We start from the raw sequence: 18942 nt of genomic DNA, 5'->3' as shown, positions 1-18942 counted from the left end.
GTCGGAGGAGGTGAAAGGCATGACCTGCTGCTTATACCTATTTGAAGCGCACACAATTCAGCCGTTTATTTTTGATAGTGGCCGTCTGGCGGAAATGGTTGGCGCCAGTGAATTGATTGAAGATTTGTTCGATGAACCTTTGAAAAAGACACTCAAAGAATTGAATATTGATTTCAACGACGACGCTTTCATTCGCAAAGGTGGCGGAGCATGGACACTCAAGTTGGAGTCAATGGATGATGCCATGAAATTGCAAGCTGTCTGGGGCCTTGTCGTAGCGGAAAAAGCGCCGGGCCTGTCCTTCAGCCATACGGTGGCCGAGGGATGCTCCATTTCCGATGCCCTGGAAGATGGCCGGAAAAAACTTCTGAGGATGCGAAACCGTGCCATGCCAAGGTTGCCCGTACCGGGACCGTTGATCAAACGGGCACCCCGGACGGGAAATCCTGCTGTCGAGTGGGCAAACGTGAAGAAGGATCGATATGAATGGATTGACGAGGCAACAAGGGAAAAGAGAAAATTTCGTAAGGGAACCGCTCTGAATCGTAAATTTTTATCCAGAGATACGCTTGAGAAATTTACCTTCCCGTTAAATTTGGATCCAGATGAAAAAGATGCGTTCCCTTTTGATTCGGACAATCATTATGTGGCCATCGTTCACGCCGACGGAAATGGATTGGGACAGGAACTGATCACACTGGGCGAAAAATTAAAAAATGACGGTAAGACTGACAGCAAGGCAATTTTTCGGGAGGTTTCCAACAGCATCAAAAACGCTACGGAAGCTGCTGCAAAAGAAGCACTGTCAAGCGAGGTTAGGAATTCCCGTTCATTTACCACCAGGCGTATTCTCCCATTCCGGCCGCTTGTCCTTGGCGGCGACGATCTTACCGTGATCATTCGTGCCGAATACGCGCTTTCATTCACCCAAACATTTATTGAAGCTTTTGAAAAAGAGACACAATCCGAACTATCCAAAATTGAATCCGATCATGTTCCGAAAGGGCTGACCGCCTGTGCCGGCGTCTGCTTTGTGAAAGTCAACCAACCCTTTTATCTCGGTTACCAATTGGCGGAATCATTGTGCAAACATTCCAAAGACACCGCCCGCCGGATGAGCAAACAAAACGGGGATAAAATCCCCTCGGCCGTTACCTTCCATCGGGTGACGACCAGTTTTACGACCAGCTATGAAGCCATTCAAGATGAAGAGATGAAAGCCGGCGATCATCATCAACTGACCATGGGAGCGTACGGCGTGGGCGCTCACAGCCACGGTTTGCCGCCATTGGCGGATATTATCGAGATGAAATCTCTTTTTCAGAAACCGGTAATGGCCAAGGGGCCGATCCGTAATTTCCTGACCCTTTTGCATGCCGATCCTGTCGAAGCCCGCAAGGCATATCGGAGATGGATTGAGAACATGGAAAAAAATGCGGAACTTCAACCTTGCCTGGAAGATTTTTATACACTTTCCGAAAACATTTTTGGTCACATCTCAAACAAAGACGACCTTCCCTTCCAGAAAATGGATGAAGCCGACAACTATCGGACGTTTATTGGGGACTTAACGCAGCTCATTGCCGTCGAAGGAGAAGCCCATGACCACTAACTACCAATTAGTGCTTGATATCCAAAGCTACTGGCATCCGGGAACCGGGAAAGGGAGTGGCAGTCATGTGGATGCGGTTGTTGAAAAAGATCGTTTCGGCTGCCCATTTGTCTCCGGCCGCATGCTGAAAGGCCTTTTACGGGATGCGGTTTTTCGCGGCGCCCATTGGGGAATCTTCGGAGATATGGCGAAATGTTCCCCGGATCGATTGGTTGAGGCGTTATTCGGGTCAATCGGTTTTATCGACAATCGATCAAGGGATGAGACAATTCCCGGATTAGTCCGCGTCGGGGATGCGCTTTTAAGGCAAGACACCCGCGAATGGCTTGGCCGGGAAGAAAACCAGAAATATCGATCAGCCCTATATACTGACATTTATTCAACGGCGATAGAATTTGGAACCGGCGTGGCGAAAGCGAGAAGCCTCAGAGGGCAGGAGGTGGTTATCCCCCTTACACTGACGTCGGCAATGGAGATAATGCCGCCGGAAGTCTACCTGGGCCAAAGCGGTGAAATAACCGGTTGGGCTTACAAAAACGCCGAACAATGGATCGAACAGGCCTTGCCGCTGATTCGTGCTGTCGGCTCGAATCGAACGCGTGGATTGGGAAGGGTGAAAATAGCACTGAAAAAAGAGGAGGCGTGCCGATGAAACGCTTTCAACTGACATTAGAATTGCTTGAAGATGCGATTTTCAGCGCTCGTGCGGCGACCTTGGGCGGGCATCGATCCCTGGATTACATACCCGGTGCCGTGCTTTATGGCGTTTCCGCATCAAAACTTTATCGTTCATTGGGCAAGGACGCCTTTCTGGCGTTTCATAGTGACAAGGTTCGTTTTGGCAATGGGTATCCGGTGGCACCGAATGGAGAGACCGGGTATCCTATGCCCTTTGCATGGCATGTGGTAAAGGGTAAGACCTTTTTAAAGGAAAGCGATCCAAGGCTGGTGGATGGAACGAAAATCTATTCGGATCTTTTCAAAAAAATCAAGAAAGACAAACAGTCAAAGCAACTTAGGGATGGCTACGTAACCGCCAGCGGGCTCTTCCTGCAACCGCAAACAACCTTTCGAATGAAAACCGCCATCAACCCAATCGATGGTACCGCTGCCGAGGCGCAATTGTTCGGATATGAGGCCATCGAGGCCGGACAGAAGTTTCATGCTTATCTGGATTTCGATGACGACATCGGCGAAGCCCTGATCGACGATGTATGTTCCAGCCTCAAGGGAACGATCCTTATCGGCCGTTCCCGATCTGCACAATACGGTAAAGCCGGATGCAAAATAGGGGGAATGTCCTCCCCTCAACAACCGTCATTTACCGGAAACAGCATGACTTTATTCCTGCTGTCGGATTTATGCCTGGAAGATAGCCATGGAATGCCGGCGCTTTGGCCATCGGCAGAATTGTTCGGCCTCAAATCAGGCAGTTTTAACACCGATAAATCCTTTTTGCGGTTCAGGCATTACAGCCCATACAACACGGCCAGAAGACACCATGACAATGAACGCCATGTTATCCAACAGGGTAGCGTGGTCACCTTTGACCATGTTTCTGATGGCGATGATTTTTCCCACTTTTCATGCGGTATGGGAAGCCATCGAGGCAACGGGCTGGGACAAGTTTTGGTTCAACCCGATTGGCTGTTTAACCCAGGGTCTTCAGCCGAGGCACCCGAGGCATGTTCGCGGGATATTGAAGAACCGAAAAACGATCCGTTGGTTTTATGGCTGAAATCAAGGGTAGAGACGGGCAGTGCAAAACGGGCGGATCAAAAACTGGCGGAAAAAATGAACAAAGAACTTGGAGAAATGTACGGATCGGCCCGGAAGTATTTGTGCGAGCCGGAAGGAACGCTGGTCGGACCGGGGAAAACCCAATGGGGGCTTGTCCTGGATGCCGGCAAACGCTTTTCCAACGATATGGACAGATTTTTTAAGGAACTGGAAAAAATTTGCCGTTCGAAAGAGGATAAAGGGCCAACAGAAGAAGGGCGGGATGCTAAAACACAGGCGGACGAGGCATGGTCGGTTGAAACCGGCAGCGCACCAAATATCACCTTCGGGAAATGGTTGATAGACTATTTTCGACCCGAAAATAAACAGGACATGCGAAATCCCTGTCGTGTCGCAGCAACTTTAGCGCGACTCGCCATCGATACGGCGGCCCTTCAGACAAAAAGGGAATCGGTTCCAAAGCCGGAGGAGAAAAAATGACCCAAATAATGAAATCGCGGTTGGACGCGCATTTTTTCCATATCGCCAGGTTTGTGTTGGAGGCCGATTCCGCTTTTTCAATCGGCAGCGGTTTGAGTGACAGTGCCTTCGACAACCTTGTTGTTCGGGATGCCAATGGCCTGCCCACAATACCGGGGACAACCATCGCCGGTGTTTTACGCCACCTTTACCGGCAAGAATCCGGTGGCAAAGAAGGGGAAAAGGCTGCTGACCAATTGTTCGGCAACATTGAAAAAGAATCCTCTGCAATGTCCAGGGTAACTTTCTCATGGGGGATCATTCACGATGAGGAAGACCGGCCTGTCGAAAAACTGCAACCCAAAATAGAAGGTCTGTTTCTCGATACGCTGATTCAGGACCACCCCTTGTACCGGGATCGTGTCAGGATCAACGAGAAAGGGGTCGCGTCGGATAAGGGAAAGTTTGACGTAACGGTCATCCCCAAGGGGTGCCGTTTTAGCTTTGAGATAACACTTTGGGCCGATCGAAAGGAACCTCCGGAGTGGAATAATTTGTTATCCCTGTTACAAAATCCCATGTTGCGCCTTGGTGGATCGGTTCGTTCCGGCCTGGGCAGGTTCAAATGTATCCGGCTCTATCATGCGGCGTTTAATCTTAAAGATTCCTCTGCCTATGAAAAGTATTGCGATATCGGGATGGGATTGGACGACTATCAGCATCTTGAGGAAAAAACGCCCGCCGAAACCGGCTACCGGGGGCTTCGTTTGACGATCCGTCTTGAGCCGGAGGACTTCTGGCGTTTCGGCCAGGGCAGTTCACCTATTATGAAAAGCGAGCATCCACCCGATGCGCTGCCGCTTGTGGAGCCATTCATTCAGTGGACAGATAATAAGGCATCCATCAATGTTCGACATGTGGCGATACCCGGATCTTCGATAAAAGGCGCCATTCGCCACCGATTCACTTTTCACTATGGACGTCTGCTGATGGACCTGCCCGATGGAGAAAAAAGACAAAAAGTGGACAAGGCGGTCCATGAACTCTTTGGACAGTCTCACGAAACTTCCGAAAAAGGTCACCCTTCAGGGCAAGCCGGGCAAATATGGTTCGATGACGGCTATATTGCCATCGGTAACGACTTCAATCGGTGCGCGGCACATATGAACCACAGCAGCATCGATCGTTTTACCGGTGGCGTAAGAAGCGGTGCGTTGTTCGGGGAAGAGCTGATTTGGAACCAGCCGTTGAAAATTAAGGTGTTTCTGAACTTCAAAGACCTCGATGAGTTGGGCGAAAACACCAAACAGGCACTGGCGTGGACATTGGAAGATCTTGTCAACGGAAGACTCGCATTGGGTGCAGGCAGCGCCAAGGGCCATGGTTTTTTTTCAGGAACGGTTGAATGGTCGGATGGCGGGAAGCGCTTACCCATCATGGCGGAGGAGGCGGCGTAGTGGACATTATCGATGTATATGAAAAAGTCACGGAAAAAAGCAACCTTGCAAGATGCCAGATACGCATCACCTCGAAAACAATTGACGACCATCAAACGCTTTTGGAGGAACTGAATCGGTTTAATGCCGCAGAAGGTTGGCTCTGCTACCAGTCGAAAGTGGTAAAGCTATCGGAAGGAACTTTGCCGGACGACCGGGAAGATAACGTTCTTTTTGGGGAGCTGGCAAAGGAAAATAGAAGCCTGCATATACGCCAACGGAAGGCCGGCTGGCTGATCAGTGAAATCGTTTCATCGCCTGCTAGGGAATCGACGGTTGAAAGGGAACAGTGTATCGCCAAAATCGTATCTTACAGTCTGGATCAAAACGAGTTTGCCGATTATGAGGTCTTCTGGGAAAAAGAGAAACGGGATGCAAACAACGATCATGGATTTAATGGCGAGTATTTTCCCAAAAGCTATCGCTTTGTCGGTTTTAGAAGCGGAAAGGAATCCTCATGAGTCAAGTAATGCATCGGCGACAAGGTGGCCGCTATGGTGGAAACCGATTGGAAAAAATTACCGCGCCCTATAACTTCGTTCCGCTCGCCAGAGAAGTTTTCAAGCCGGATTGGCATGAAACTGTCTGTCAGGATATTCCGTTACCGGACGGATATTGCGGAGCCCTCCAAATGACCATTAAATCTCGCACCCCCATTTTGCCGGGACAAAAAAACAAAGCCAATGGTCGGATTGAACATTTCACACTGCCTGACGGTCGGCTGGCCATTCCTGGCTCCACCCTACGGGGAATGATACGCAATGTGGTGGAGATTGCTTCATTTGGCAAGATGAATCTTGTTCAGGACAGCCGATATGGGGTCCGTGATCTTACGCCAGGCGCAAGATCGATTTACGGTGATAAATTGAGCAAGGTTCACGAGAATAAAAACCCTAATAGTATGGGGCCTTTTGAGCCCCGAACAAAAGCGGGATGGCTTTCCTATAATGTGAAGAAACGTCAATGGGAAATTTCTCCCTGTGAATTTGCCCGGGTGGACAAGAGGGACCTTGCAAAATTGCCGACGAGCGGACAATGGGAAAAACTCGTTGCCGGTTATATTGACAAGTCCGGTAATTCACTTCCGAAAAAACAGTATCCATCCACAATTGACAAATACGAATGGTGGCTGGCGCGATCAACATTGAAAATCCAATTTGACGCCGGGAGTCTTAAAGACCACGGCCCCGGTGCACATGGTACGATAAGAGGAAAACAAAAGTACCTGCGATATAAAAAAGCATCAAATCTGGGGCATGGAAAACAGGCCGGGCATCTGGTGTTCACCGGGCAGCCAGGTCCCAATAAGCACCTCGAATTTATTTTTTTTGGCGGATCATCACCGGCAATCCCTGTAAGCGAAGCGATCTACAAGGGATTCCGCCAGATTTACCAGGATGATCCGAAGTCCATGGCGGGTAAAACTTATGCATATTTAAAGGAAAAGAATTTTGATGGAAAAGGTGTTCCCGTATTTTACCTAGCCCCTTCAAGCGAAATTGAATCCCTTGGATTGGCTCTGATGTACCGTTTGCCCTACGAAAACAGCGTCGGAGAGTTGATTAAAAAGTTTTCATCGGATCATCAGGCCAATTCCTTTGACTTGGCAGAACTGATTTTCGGTACGGTCGATGAAGAAAACGGGGAGAACAGCCTGAAAGGTAGAATCAGTTTTTCTCATGCCCGATCCGAAATCAATCAAGGGGAAAGCGCCACTCAGGCATGTAAAACAATTTTAAATGGTCCCAAGCCGACCTATTACCCGAATTATATTCATCAAAACGAGACGGATGGCGGCCTGAAGGGTAATTTTTACAAAACCTGTATGGATGCCGATGCCCGTATCCGGGGCTGGAAGCGGTACCCGGTTCGGCCGTCTGGTGATGTGCGTGTTCAGAGAACCGAAGCCAACCAAAGCGAAGATGTCATGGTGAATTTAAATCCGGTAACGGATTCGGTCTCATACAAAGGGAAGATGCGGTTTCATAACTTGAAGAAGGAGGAGTTGGGAGCGCTGATTTGGGCGCTGACCTGGGGCGGAGACCCTGCTTTGCGTCATGCAGTGGGCATGGGAAAACCCTTTGGGTTTGGGCAAGTAGCCATTCATATTGATTGGGAACATTCTGACATTATACCCAATCTTCCAGGTGGCGATCCGCCGACCGAGCATGACTGTATGAATGCTTTTACCACCTTGATGGAAAACTGGTTTTCGGGCGTATTGCAAGGGGACTGGTCCTATAGCGAACAGATCGTCCAACTGAAAGCCATGGCCGACCCGAAAAAAGCACCTGGACTACCGGGAGAGCTTAAGCACATGTCATTAAACGGTGGCGGACCCAAAAATGAATTTGTTCTGGCAAAAGGGGCACAGGGGAATAAAAAACTTGTGCTAATGGCTTATGTTGAAGCAGGTCGGGAGCAATCACGAACAGATGTTACGCAGACTGAATCGGATAGCATGCCGACTAAAACACCAGCAGAAAATTGGCTGAAGCAGGCTGTTGAAGAACTATGCGCTCAACACAACACGAAAGAAAAAACAATTCTACTGGGAAAGCTGTTGGCAACAAAGTGGGATGAAATCGACGATACCTCTCTGAAAGCAGATGTTCTGGCACTGATAAAGTCGTGCTGGAAACAATATGGTGGATGGGAAGGGCCGCATTCTGGGAAATCCAAAATAATTGCCTACACCATTTATAACAATAGAGACCGATTATCATGACAATTTAATCAACTTTAAATAAAAATCACTATTTCAGAGGCAGACTATGGGAAAGACAGAATCAATCGATGATGTTGAAGTACTGTCTGATTCGGGAGCCTTGATTGAATTGAAAAAAAGTAGGCGGCAGATTGTTTTTCTTTTAGGAGCGGGTGCATCTGTTTCATCTGGAATTCCAGGAGCAAAACAATTTGTTGTCGAATGGCTGGAACATCATTATCAGGTGCGAACTGCGGATGAGCCTGACCCCCCAGATATTTCACAATGGGCTACAGCTGATAAGTTGGGTATTCCCGATTTTTTCTTTCCCGATGCAGTCCAATGGTATCCAAAGATTTTCGAGTTGCGTTATAAAAAAGATATTGCAGAAGGGTATTTATATTTGGAAGATAAGATGAGAGAAAAAGAGCCTGGACCCGGATATGCTGCACTATCCCAGATTCTGTCAGAAACTGACAACAAAATTGTTATCACTACTAACTTTGATAATCTTGTGGCGGACGCATTGTCAATATACTCAAGAGGGCAGCAGCCATTGGTGATTGGTCACGAATCTCTGGCCGGTTTTTTAGAAAGAAGGTTAAGAGGGTTCTGGCTTCCGAGGCCCTTCATTGCAAAGGTTCATCGCGATTTGATGCTTTCCCCGAAAAACATGCCTAATGAGGTTAACAATCTTTCTGAAGAATGGAAAGAATCATTGAAGACCATTTTTTCAAACTGTACACCTCTTGTTATCGGCTATGGCGGCAATGACGGAAGTCTAATGAACTTTCTCACAGAAGAATTAACAAAGATTAACGGAGGTTTTTACTGGTGCCTTCACAATGATGAAAAACCAAGCAGTCGCGTGAAACAGGTGATGAACCTCCACGGAGGGTATTATATCCGAATTAAAGGATTTGACGAATTTATGATTTCTCTGGCAGTTGCTTTATTAGGCGATCATTTCAGAATCCACAGTCTGGCAAAAGATATTCGTCAACGAACCGAAGAACGGATACAAACCTTCTGGACCCAGTGCAATAGATTAAGATCTGAATACCCGGAGACAATGCCTGAAAGCATGTCTCAGGCATTTGAATATATAGCAGAGAAAGAAGCATATATCACCTGGAGAGAGTTTATAGATGGTTATAATTGCCCTGACGAATTGGAAGCAGTTTATCAGAATGCAATCGACGATCTCGAAGCAACTTGCCAGAAAGCAAAAGAATCTTTTCAGGAACTCTATGAAATTAAATGGGATTACGCTAGGTTTTTAGCTGACCATGACGACTATGAGGAGGCTGAAATACTATTTGATAAGGCATTGAGTGCTGATCCCGACAATAGTCATAACGTTGGGAACTACGCAAAATTCATGCTGATTGATCGAGATGCGCCTAAAGATGCAAAAAATATTTTTGAAAAGGCGGTAGAACTTGATAACGAAGAAGGCCATTTTTTAGCTGAAATGTTGCTTTATCTTTTATTGATTGAAAAACGGTTGAATGATGATAAAAATCATTGGGCTGGAAGATTGAAATTCTTGCTGAGAAAAGGATTTGAACGTTTTCATCTAAACCTTGATCCATTATTCGCATATGCAAAAACCAATTTAAGCTCTTCAGATGCGAGTTTGATATGCCAGATCGGTTGTGCTATTATGAATGAAAATAAGATTGAAAGTTTAGAAGAAAATGAAATTTGGAAATGGATCACCCCTATGTCATGATAGCATCATTATGAAAAATTTGGTGTATTGTTACTACGGCGATTAACTGATTCAAATTTCTACATTCCGGACATCAATTTTTCTAATAGCTAAAATTGTATGAAAAAATGTAACGTATTGAAATAAAAGATGTTTTCGTGTTTTATTTAACTTCCCCATAATGAATTGATTTTATTCTGAAAAAATATGATTTTCACGCTAACTCGAAAAAGCCGGTTTCATGTCCAAAATGGCATAGTCTATCATGCCGATATTATTGTTGTATTTGATTTGGCCAGAGGTTGGATGGTTTCCCTGAACTGAAGGGATTAAGACGTAAAGCTTTGTACCCTTTTGTTGCCGGATCCGGGTTGGATGGTTTCCCTGAACTGAAGGGATTAAGACCAGAACCGCGACCCAGAGCCACCAAGTCGCCTTGGTTGGATGGTTTCCCTGAACTGAAGGGATTAAGACCTGGCAACTTTCTCTTCTGTGTAGAGATAATTTTGGTTGGATGGTTTCCCTGAACTGAAGGGATTAAGACGGTTTTGTCTTCGCCCATATAGCGAATTCTAATGGTTGGATGGTTTCCCTGAACTGAAGGGATTAAGACTAAATTAACTAAGCTTATGTAAAGACTTATGGAGGGTTGGATGGTTTCCCTGAACTGAAGGGATTAAGACAAGGATGTTCTGGTCACAGTATCTGAGAAAGTCGGTTGGATGGTTTCCCTGAACTGAAGGGATTAAGACAAACAGCACCGATGCTTCTCCGTTAAAACCAGGGGTTGGATGGTTTCCCTGAACTGAAGGGATTAAGACGATCATCGGCACGCACACCGTAGAAATCTCTGTAGGTTGGATGGTTTCCCTGAACTGAAGGGATTAAGACTGAAAAAGCTCGCCGTTAGGCTTATACCAACGGGTTGGATGGTTTCCCTGAACTGAAGGGATTAAGACTCAGTTCTTTGATGCGGCTTGTGAGCCGTTTTTGGTTGGATGGTTTCCCTGAACTGAAGGGATTAAGACTATTGGGTTGGGCCCGTTGAAGATCCTTCTCGGGTTGGATGGTTTCCCTGAACTGAAGGGATTAAGACAAACTTCAATTCGGCCGTCGGCAGTTATTCGAGCGGTTGGATGGTTTCCCTGAACTGAAGGGATTAAGACTCAAAGAGATGTCCGATGAAACCGCCACCGTGGGTTGGATGGTTTCCCTGAACTGAAGGGATTAAGACAAAACGTTGGTTACCATTGCCCCAAGAAGTCCCGGGTTGGATGGTTTCCCTGAACTGAAGGGATTAAGACGTTTTTCCGCCGGTTACTTTACCAGATAATCTGGTTGGATGGTTTCCCTGAACTGAAGGGATTAAGACTTCGTACCGGTTACCGGTTTACCACAATCAGGAGGTTGGATGGTTTCCCTGAACTGAAGGGATTAAGACTAACCCATATAGCACTCTCCTTATAAATTTTGGCCGGTTGGATGGTTTCCCTGAACTGAAGGGATTAAGACTATGAAGAGGGAGCCGTGATAAAACTGGCTCCGGGTTGGATGGTTTCCCTGAACTGAAGGGATTAAGACTTTCAAGAGGTTTTCCCCTCCGCAGTTACGGCGGTTGGATGGTTTCCCTGAACTGAAGGGATTAAGACCTAGTAGTATCTCCTGTCAACGAACCGGTATTAGGTTGGATGGTTTCCCTGAACTGAAGGGATTAAGACGTAGGATCTTTGATTTCATTGACATTTCCTTTTGGTTGGATGGTTTCCCTGAACTGAAGGGATTAAGACGGAGAGGAAATCGTCAATCGTTTCGAATCCCGGGTTGGATGGTTTCCCTGAACTGAAGGGATTAAGACTGACATGACCACCCTGATGGGGCAGGTCTACGGGTTGGATGGTTTCCCTGAACTGAAGGGATTAAGACAATCACTTTGGTCTGGGGCGACTCCGGCAAAAGGTTGGATGGTTTCCCTGAACTGAAGGGATTAAGACAAAGCTCCAATGCCTGTACATCGTCGATGCCGTGGTTGGATGGTTTCCCTGAACTGAAGGGATTAAGACTGAACAGACAGATGCACCAGGGAATGCAGGTGGGTTGGATGGTTTCCCTGAACTGAAGGGATTAAGACGTCAGGTTGCTGTTCGCAAGGTCCAGGGTATGGGTTGGATGGTTTCCCTGAACTGAAGGGATTAAGACAAAGACTCCTGCTTCTTTTTTGGCTCAATAAGGGTTGGATGGTTTCCCTGAACTGAAGGGATTAAGACGTCATTTCCTTGTCTGTTATAATTTTTTATTGGGGGTTGGATGGTTTCCCTGAACTGAAGGGATTAAGACCATATCCGATGGCTTGCCAAGATGTTTTCAAGCGGGTTGGATGGTTTCCCTGAACTGAAGGGATTAAGACGTGGATTAACCACTTCTCCGACAACAACGATTGGTTGGATGGTTTCCCTGAACTGAAGGGATTAAGACGTCGGGATCCATCCATATTACTTCGTTCAAGGGTTGGATGGTTTCCCTGAACTGAAGGGATTAAGACTTTTTTACCGATCTCATCAGCAGGCAACTTTTGGTTGGATGGTTTCCCTGAACTGAAGGGATTAAGACATTAGCTCGGATTCCATATGTTCCTATTTCCGGTTGGATGGTTTCCCTGAACCGAAGGGATTAAGACTTCGGAGAACGTCCAGCTTACTTCGGGTCCGGGGTTGGATGGTTTCCCTGAACTGAAGGGATTAAGACTTTATCCGGAAGGGGGGTTAACAAAAATTCCTCCGGTTGTATGGCTTCCCTGAACCGAAGGGATTAAGACCTTCAAGCAGGAACTATGTGTCACAAATTCAGGGGTTGAATGGTAAGACAGGTTTATAGTGAAATGGAAAGATGTCATTCAAATAAAAATACCACCTGGTTCGTCACCCGGCATGCCGGAGCGCAGGAGTGGGCCTTTGATGAAGGCTTGAAAGTCGATCAGGTAGTGGATCATCTTGATACGGACGAGGTGAAGAAGGGTGATATTGTTATTGGCTCCCTGCCGGTGAACATGGTCGCATCATTAAATGAGAAAGGAGTCCGTTATTTCCACCTTATATTGCAGATCCCCAGGGAAATGCGGGGAAAACATCTGTCTGCTGATAGAATGCGCTCTTTTGGGGCTAGAATTGAGGAATATGTTGTCGTAAAACGGACAAAAAAAATAGTGGACAATGACATCAATGAAAACTTCGCACGCTAAAGGACCATCAAAAAAGGCATTTAGACAGCAACATATGAAGGCCGTTTTTTTGCATATGTTCGGCTCGCGTAGTATTTTTTCTTTGTTTCTTGTTTGTGTCACCCTGATCTCTTTGAACTGGTTTGGAGATACCATTTGGGATATTTTATTTGATATAGATACCTTTAAGTCAATAAAAGCCTGGATTGGTTTTTTATTTTTCCCTTTGATTATAGTTAGTTGGTATTGTTACCTAATAAAGACATTTAAAGACACCGGAAATCTTTCCATTCATGAATATTCCCCTTTGCCCGGTTGCAGAGCGTTGATCGTTTTTCTTAGCCCTCCAACCGTGGATATAGCCTTGGTGGATAAGTATCTTTCCTCCTCCGACACAAAAAAGGAATCCGAGAATATCCTTTCAATACGGAGCGAGTTCAAGAGGGGATGGCGCATGCCCCTGGAAGCCATTGCATATCACGTTGAGAAAAATACCCTTGAAACAGTTATCGTCATCCCTTCTGCAGATACCCCTTCCACAGAAAAGAAAGAAGATGGGACCTTCAGAATGGTCGGTAAATTTACACGGCTATTTGAAAAGTCGCATAAATTTGAAGTGTTGAATGCCGGTGAAATACACCAACGGTGGATGGAAGGCGTCAACTACGAAAGTGCCAGGGATTTGCGGGATTGCTTACACGATCTTTACACTTGGCTGCGCCAAAAACAGTATGCCGATGATGACATCATTGTTGATATTACGTCAGGACAAAAAGTATGTGCCAGTGTAGCAAGCGTTATGAGTTTGTCCATCGGAAGACAGGTGCAATATGTAAGCACGCAAGATTACACGGTCCGGGCATACAATATCAGCTATGAGGCCAGCGCATAACCCATATGATTGTTATCCCCTTGATTATAAAGATATTTTAAGCGCCCCACAAACGAATTAGACACCCGCAAGTTTGCCACCCCGCCATCTTTTCTGAAAAAGGCATACATTCTCCTCAAACAACTCAAAGGAGGATGTCATGCATATTTCCTGGTTTTTCAAAAGCAGTTGGATACTTCAGCTTCTGGTGGGGGTCGGCCTTTTTCTCTGTTCTTTTTACATCGAATACAAAATCCTGCAGGCATTCATAGCGCCACCCTCAATGGCGTTCTTTTTGTCCCTTACCCTGGAAATCGGCAAAGTCACCGCAATTGTCTGGCACTACCACATGAGCCATCTCTCCGTTTCGGCCTATCCCGGCTCCGTCCGGCTTATATCGCTGCTTTTCCGTCTGGGACTTGTGTTTCTCTCCCTTATCTGTTCCCAACTGTTTCTGAATGACCGGCTGGATCGCCCCAACCTGAAAAATGTCAAGGCAGTGGAAACAGCAGCCATTGAAAAACGTTTGAATGACGATCTCAAAATCCTGGACGACCAGCACCTCAGCCAAAAAGAAACCATGATCGCTCGCCATCAAGCCGAATATGCGGATCTGAAAGCAGCAACCGACCGGACGATCACCAAGCTGGAAGCCTTGCTCCTGGCGGAAATGGATAATGTTGTGGGCGGTGTTTTCAAAGGCCCCCGTTATGAAGAGTTCAAGCAGCGACTGGACGATGAAAAAATTGCCGGGCAGGCGGCCCTGGAAAAGCTCCAACAGCGGCAGGCCAGGGAGATCGGGCAGTTGTCTTTGAATTCCCGTCGATTGCGTCAGGAAACACTGTCAATGGCGGATAAAAAGCAAAGACAAATTATCGCGGATGACTTTTCCAATGACGAACGGGTCAATGACCCTTATATCGTCGCCCTTTTGAAGGTGACCGAATCGCTGTTCGCCGCAACGCTGGAGCCGTTGCAGTTCGTTTTTCTTTTTTCCCTGCTGATGTCATTTCTCATGGAGGTAGGGATTGTTCTCGCATTTTCCACCATTACCGTATCCATCGCTCCTGTCTTAAAGGCGCAACATGAGTCCGCCCTTGAAGAAGAGGTCCTCATGACACAAATGGGCGGAGAAGCAAGACGTGACGATATGGCCCACAACGCTGCCATGGATAAAATTTCCAAGGCCGGAAAACGGACGATGGAAAAGGCGGAGCAAAGCCTTCACGCGCTTTAATCCGCTCTTTTTCGCAACTTTGCCAAACCGTCCAAATGGCAAGATAGGGTTTATTGTTCGGTTAAACCCGAAACCGAAAGAAAAGGAAGGAGAAGATCGATGACCACACAATACACAGCGGATAGCAGCACGAATCACGTACCAGATGAAGCGGAAGAGCGCGTCAGCGAAAACGAATGCATGGTGCAAAAGGCGGTCAGCAGACACCAGGAGGCCTTCATCCCGACGGTGTTCAATCGCAAGGAACGGAAATTGGTTCGAAATCAATTGATGGCAGAACTGGAACAGGGGTTCGAGCATCGCCGGAAGGCTCTCGATCTTGTTCTGGAAACCCGGTTGCACTCAATCCGCGAGGCGTGCAACCACTTGCTGGTGAGAGGCAAAACCCAGTTGCGCCAGCAGCGAACGGCCTATTTCAGCAGGGTATACGAACAGGTCGCCCAGGATATCGATCAGCTCTCTACCCGGTTTCTGTCCGATATCGATTTGCGTTTTCAAAAACTTGAACAGTACAAAACGGATTATGTCCGCGAACGGGAGAAAAAAAGATTGGAGAAGTCTGTGGATGATTTCCTGGATACGCTGGATCAGTTGATGGACGAATTCCGCCATATTGCTCAGGAAAATGTGGACTATCAGCAGGTTTAACCGTCATAGGAGGCAGCGCCCTTGTACAAAAGGGCGCAACCAATCCCATCATGAAACGAAAACCGATTATTATCGCCTACGATATTACATCGAACAAGCGCCGTCGGAAGCTTTTTCGATGCCTGCGCAGTTGGAAACTGGACGCGCAGTATTCGGTGTTCGAATGCCTGTTGACCGATGACGAAGCCAAAGAGCTGTTTTTGCAATTGACCAACCTGATGGATCTTGAAGAAGATTCGCTGCTGTTTACCCGGCTGGACCCTCATCGTGAAGCAGCGGCGCTGACCCGATGCAAGGAGATCGGCTTCAAGGTGCCGGTCCTTTATGAAGCATAGTTGAGTTTGGGGGGCAGAAAACATGAGCAGACCCGGAAAAAAATGGTATTTGATTGCCTACGACATACGCAACGAAAAACGGCTGCGCCGGCTGCACTACTACCTTAAAAAAAGAGCCGTGGCGTTGCAAAAATCCGTATTTTTACTTCGCGCCAACACGGCACAGTTAAAAGAGGTTGAGGGGCAAATAAAAATTCGGATTGATGACCGTGAAGATGATGTCCGCCGCTATCCGATTTATGGCCCCAATGCCATTTGGGGCGCCGGAATGCAAGCGGCAGCCTTGGAAAGCCTCTACACACGCTCATCCGGGAAATCATCCAAGTCCGGTGGTTTGGAAGGGTTATTCCGCAAAATCTTCAAAAGGAAAAGGCCATGATGCTTGTGATCGACAGACGCGAAAGTATATTGCTCTACAAGGGGGGATGCCTGGTGCTCCAACGCAAAGGCAAAAAAGATCGGCAAATCCCTGTCAAACCGCTTGAGCAGGTGGTGATTTATGGCAATCCCCAAGTTGAGGCGGCGGTGTTGAGGGTGTTGGGTGAAGCGGGTATACCGGTCGCCATCCTTCCGGCCAGGGGAAATCAGCCTCCCGCCTTTTCAGGAGGCGGTCTTGCCGTGCAATTGCCATTGAGAAGGCGACAGCACCGTCTGGCGGAACACCCCGGGCGTTCTCTGAAAATGGCCAAGTGGTTTGTTCAAAATAAAATGAACAGTTACGATTTGGCGCTGGCGACCCTCAGGAAATTGTATCCGGAGAAAGCGGAGGGCCTGGTTGATTTCTGCCGCATGCGCGACCGGACGACCGAAAGTCTCCAATCGGCCCCTTCGCATGCCTCGATCATGGGACTTGAGGGCCAATTGGCCCACGCCTGGTTTTCTCTATTGTCAAAACAGTTGCCGGACAAATGGAAATTCATCGGGCGCAACCGCAGACCGCCCAGAGACCCCGTTAACGCCCTTCTCTCCTTGGGATATACCCTGCTTTTGTCTGAAGTCACCCGATGCGTCCAGTATGCGGGTCTGGATCCCTCCCTTGGGTTTTTACACCGGGATTATCCTGGTCGTGAATCGTGCGCCCTCGATTTTACCGAAGTCTTCCGTTCCGGAGTCGACTGTTTTGTTCTGACCTGGCTTGCGTCGGACCAAATCGATAGCGAAGGTTTCTATTACCGCGAAAAGACAGGATGTCGGTTGAGCAAAACGGCAAGGCCTATATTCTATCAGGCCTGGGCCTACTATCGTGAAGAGTGGCCGAGACCGGGAGGGTTGATCACTGAAAACGCTGAAGTTCACTTCGGCTCTCTTCGGGAATGTGTGAACGGTCACATTGCAAAAGCTCGAAAATATATGAAACAACTGGAGGAACAGAATGAAGGCATCCCTGCTTGATCAGGCGATGGCTCCGGAAACGCTGGATGCGGCATGGCGCAAACTTCGCCGGGAACACACACCATGGTCCATTCATGTCAGCCGTGAACAATTGCAGCAGCACTTGCTGAAGCATATTTTGGAATGTCGTAGCCAAGTGCTGTCCGGTCGTTACAGGCCGCAGCCTCTGCGGCAGTTCCCGTTGCAGAAGCCGGACGGAAAACAGCGGGTGCTGTCGGCGCAATATTTGAAAGACAAGTTTGTTCAGCGTGCGCTCTTGACCGTGTTGGAGCCCAGGAGCGAAGCGATATTTCACGACGATTCTTTCGCCTACCGGCCCGGAAGAAGCGTTGCCATGGCCCTTGCGAAGGTTCGTGAACGCGTTCGCATCGGGCAGGCCTGGCTGGTGGATGCGGACATTTCCAAATTTTTCGATACAATTCCACACCGCCAATTGGTAAAGTTGCTGAAAGGGTTCATCAACGATTCCCAGGCAATGCAGCTGATTGAAAAATGGCTTTCCCAGGGTGCTCACTATCGCAGTCTGTTGCGCAGTCCTCGCGGAATTTCCCAAGGGGCGATTCTTTCGCCCCTTTTTTGCAATCTCTATCTGCATACCTTTGATATGGCGTTGACCAAAGCCAATATTCCGTTTGTCCGTTTCGCGGACGATTTTTTACTTTTCTCAAGAGTGAAAAAAGACGCCATCAAAGCGATGCACTTTGCAAAAGAGGTCCTTGAGGAATTGGGGCTGGAGCTGCACCCTGGAAAAACGCGCATTGTCCGAAGCGGTAAATCGGTTGTCTTTTTAGGCGAACGCCTGCCCGACCCCTGACAAGTCAATATTTGGATTGCTTTTTGTTTTTCGCAGGCATGGCCAGCTCCTACGCGCCAGCCGTTGATGACCACCGGACACTCAACCCAGATCCTCGAACCAGGAATTCCGACCTTTTTTCTCTCGCCCGCTTCGCTCAAGACGCAGAGACGCAAAGGCGGTTGGTTTCCCAACTGGAAGTCAAAAGTCGCCCCTCTCTGTGGGCTCTGCGAGAGATTGTTTTTCCTCTGGTTCCCTCGCTCCGCGTGGGAACCCTGATCGACCAGGCACACAAAACTTGCGCTCCCACGCAGAGCATGGGAGCGAGGCGCTACTCACTGAAGCTCTATCGAAAACCGGATAGGAGAGGATCGCAGGCATGGCCAGCTCCTACGAACCAGCCTCTGATTACTACCGGACACTCAACCCCGATCCTCGAACCGGGAATTTCGACCTTTTTCTCTCGCCCGCTTCGCTCAAGACGCAGAGACGCAAAGGCGGTTGGTTTCCCAACTGGAAGTCAAAAGTCGCCCCTCTCTGTGGGCTCTGCGAGAGATTGTTTTTTATCTGGTTCCCTCGCTCCTGCGTGGGAACCCCGCTCGACCAGGCACACAAAACTTGCGCTCCCACGCAGAGCATGGGAGCGAGGGGGAACTCACTGAAGCTTCATCGAATACCGGACAGCACAGGATCGCAGGCATGGCCAGCTCCTACGAACCAGCAG

Annotated in this window: 15 protein-coding genes and 1 CRISPR repeat array; all 15 genes read left to right on the top strand. The window is 47.9% G+C overall.

The annotated features are described in order from the left end of the window. The first annotated feature begins 19 nt into the window (after window positions 1-19). Entirely contained in the window at window positions 20-1612 is a 1593-nt protein-coding gene (locus tag GN112_RS02140; protein ID WP_155308715.1) for a Cas10/Cmr2 second palm domain-containing protein, read from the top strand. After that, entirely contained in the window at window positions 1602-2264 is a 663-nt protein-coding gene (locus GN112_RS02135) for an RAMP superfamily CRISPR-associated protein (RefSeq protein ID WP_155308714.1), read from the top strand. The genes GN112_RS02140 and GN112_RS02135 overlap by 11 nt, the downstream gene beginning before the upstream one ends. Further along, entirely contained in the window at window positions 2261-3832 is a 1572-nt protein-coding gene (locus tag GN112_RS02130) for a hypothetical protein (protein ID WP_155308713.1), read from the top strand. The genes GN112_RS02135 and GN112_RS02130 overlap by 4 nt, the downstream gene beginning before the upstream one ends. Then, complete coding sequence (locus GN112_RS02125; RefSeq protein ID WP_155308712.1) at window positions 3829-5268, top strand: RAMP superfamily CRISPR-associated protein; 1440 nt, start codon at window positions 3829-3831, stop codon at window positions 5266-5268. The genes GN112_RS02130 and GN112_RS02125 overlap by 4 nt, the downstream gene beginning before the upstream one ends. Then, complete coding sequence (locus GN112_RS02120) at window positions 5268-5768, top strand: hypothetical protein (protein WP_155308711.1); 501 nt, start codon at window positions 5268-5270, stop codon at window positions 5766-5768. The genes GN112_RS02125 and GN112_RS02120 overlap by 1 nt, the downstream gene beginning before the upstream one ends. Then, entirely contained in the window at window positions 5765-8035 is a 2271-nt protein-coding gene (locus GN112_RS02115) for a TIGR03986 family type III CRISPR-associated RAMP protein (RefSeq protein ID WP_155308710.1), read from the top strand. Before GN112_RS02120 ends, GN112_RS02115 begins: the two co-directional genes overlap by 4 nt. A gap of 46 nt (window positions 8036-8081) precedes the next feature. Beyond that, the gene (locus tag GN112_RS02110) at window positions 8082-9749 is read left to right on the top strand and encodes an SIR2 family protein (protein WP_155308709.1); all 1668 of its coding nucleotides are present in this window, start codon (window positions 8082-8084) and stop codon (window positions 9747-9749) included. Between the two features lie 279 nt (window positions 9750-10028). Further along, window positions 10029-12540: direct repeats of the CRISPR family, unit length 36 nt; unit sequence GGTTGGATGGTTTCCCTGAACTGAAGGGATTAAGAC. Window positions 12541-12579: 39 nt separating this feature from the next. Beyond that, the gene (gene csx16 / locus GN112_RS02105) at window positions 12580-12963 is read left to right on the top strand and encodes a CRISPR-associated protein Csx16 (protein ID WP_197743238.1); all 384 of its coding nucleotides are present in this window, start codon (window positions 12580-12582) and stop codon (window positions 12961-12963) included. Beyond that, window positions 12944-13834 (top strand): hypothetical protein, encoded by an 891-nt coding sequence (locus GN112_RS02100; RefSeq protein WP_155308708.1) that lies wholly within the window; start codon window positions 12944-12946, stop codon window positions 13832-13834. The genes csx16 and GN112_RS02100 overlap by 20 nt, the downstream gene beginning before the upstream one ends. A gap of 139 nt (window positions 13835-13973) precedes the next feature. Continuing rightward, window positions 13974-15050, top strand: a complete 1077-nt coding sequence (locus tag GN112_RS02095) for a hypothetical protein (RefSeq protein ID WP_155308707.1) — start codon at window positions 13974-13976, stop codon at window positions 15048-15050. Window positions 15051-15149: 99 nt separating this feature from the next. Further along, complete coding sequence (locus GN112_RS02090; protein WP_155308706.1) at window positions 15150-15698, top strand: hypothetical protein; 549 nt, start codon at window positions 15150-15152, stop codon at window positions 15696-15698. A gap of 50 nt (window positions 15699-15748) precedes the next feature. Continuing rightward, complete coding sequence (gene cas2 / locus GN112_RS02085) at window positions 15749-16033, top strand: CRISPR-associated endonuclease Cas2 (RefSeq protein WP_155308705.1); 285 nt, start codon at window positions 15749-15751, stop codon at window positions 16031-16033. A 49-nt stretch (window positions 16034-16082) separates the two neighbouring features. Beyond that, on the top strand, window positions 16083-16412 hold the full coding sequence (gene cas2, locus GN112_RS02080; RefSeq protein WP_162458737.1) for a CRISPR-associated endonuclease Cas2: 330 nt from the start codon (window positions 16083-16085) through the stop codon (window positions 16410-16412). Then, on the top strand, window positions 16409-17425 hold the full coding sequence (gene cas1 / locus GN112_RS02075; RefSeq protein ID WP_155308703.1) for a CRISPR-associated endonuclease Cas1: 1017 nt from the start codon (window positions 16409-16411) through the stop codon (window positions 17423-17425). The genes cas2 (GN112_RS02080) and cas1 overlap by 4 nt, the downstream gene beginning before the upstream one ends. Continuing rightward, window positions 17406-18239 (top strand): reverse transcriptase domain-containing protein, encoded by an 834-nt coding sequence (locus tag GN112_RS02070; RefSeq protein WP_155308702.1) that lies wholly within the window; start codon window positions 17406-17408, stop codon window positions 18237-18239. Before cas1 ends, GN112_RS02070 begins: the two co-directional genes overlap by 20 nt. The last annotated feature ends 703 nt before the right edge of the window (window positions 18240-18942 follow it).

Origin of the sequence: Desulfosarcina ovata subsp. ovata, from assembly GCF_009689005.1 — a bacterium.
GTDB lineage: Bacteria > Desulfobacterota > Desulfobacteria > Desulfobacterales > Desulfosarcinaceae > Desulfosarcina > Desulfosarcina ovata.
This window is presented reverse-complemented; position numbering and strand designations above follow the sequence as displayed.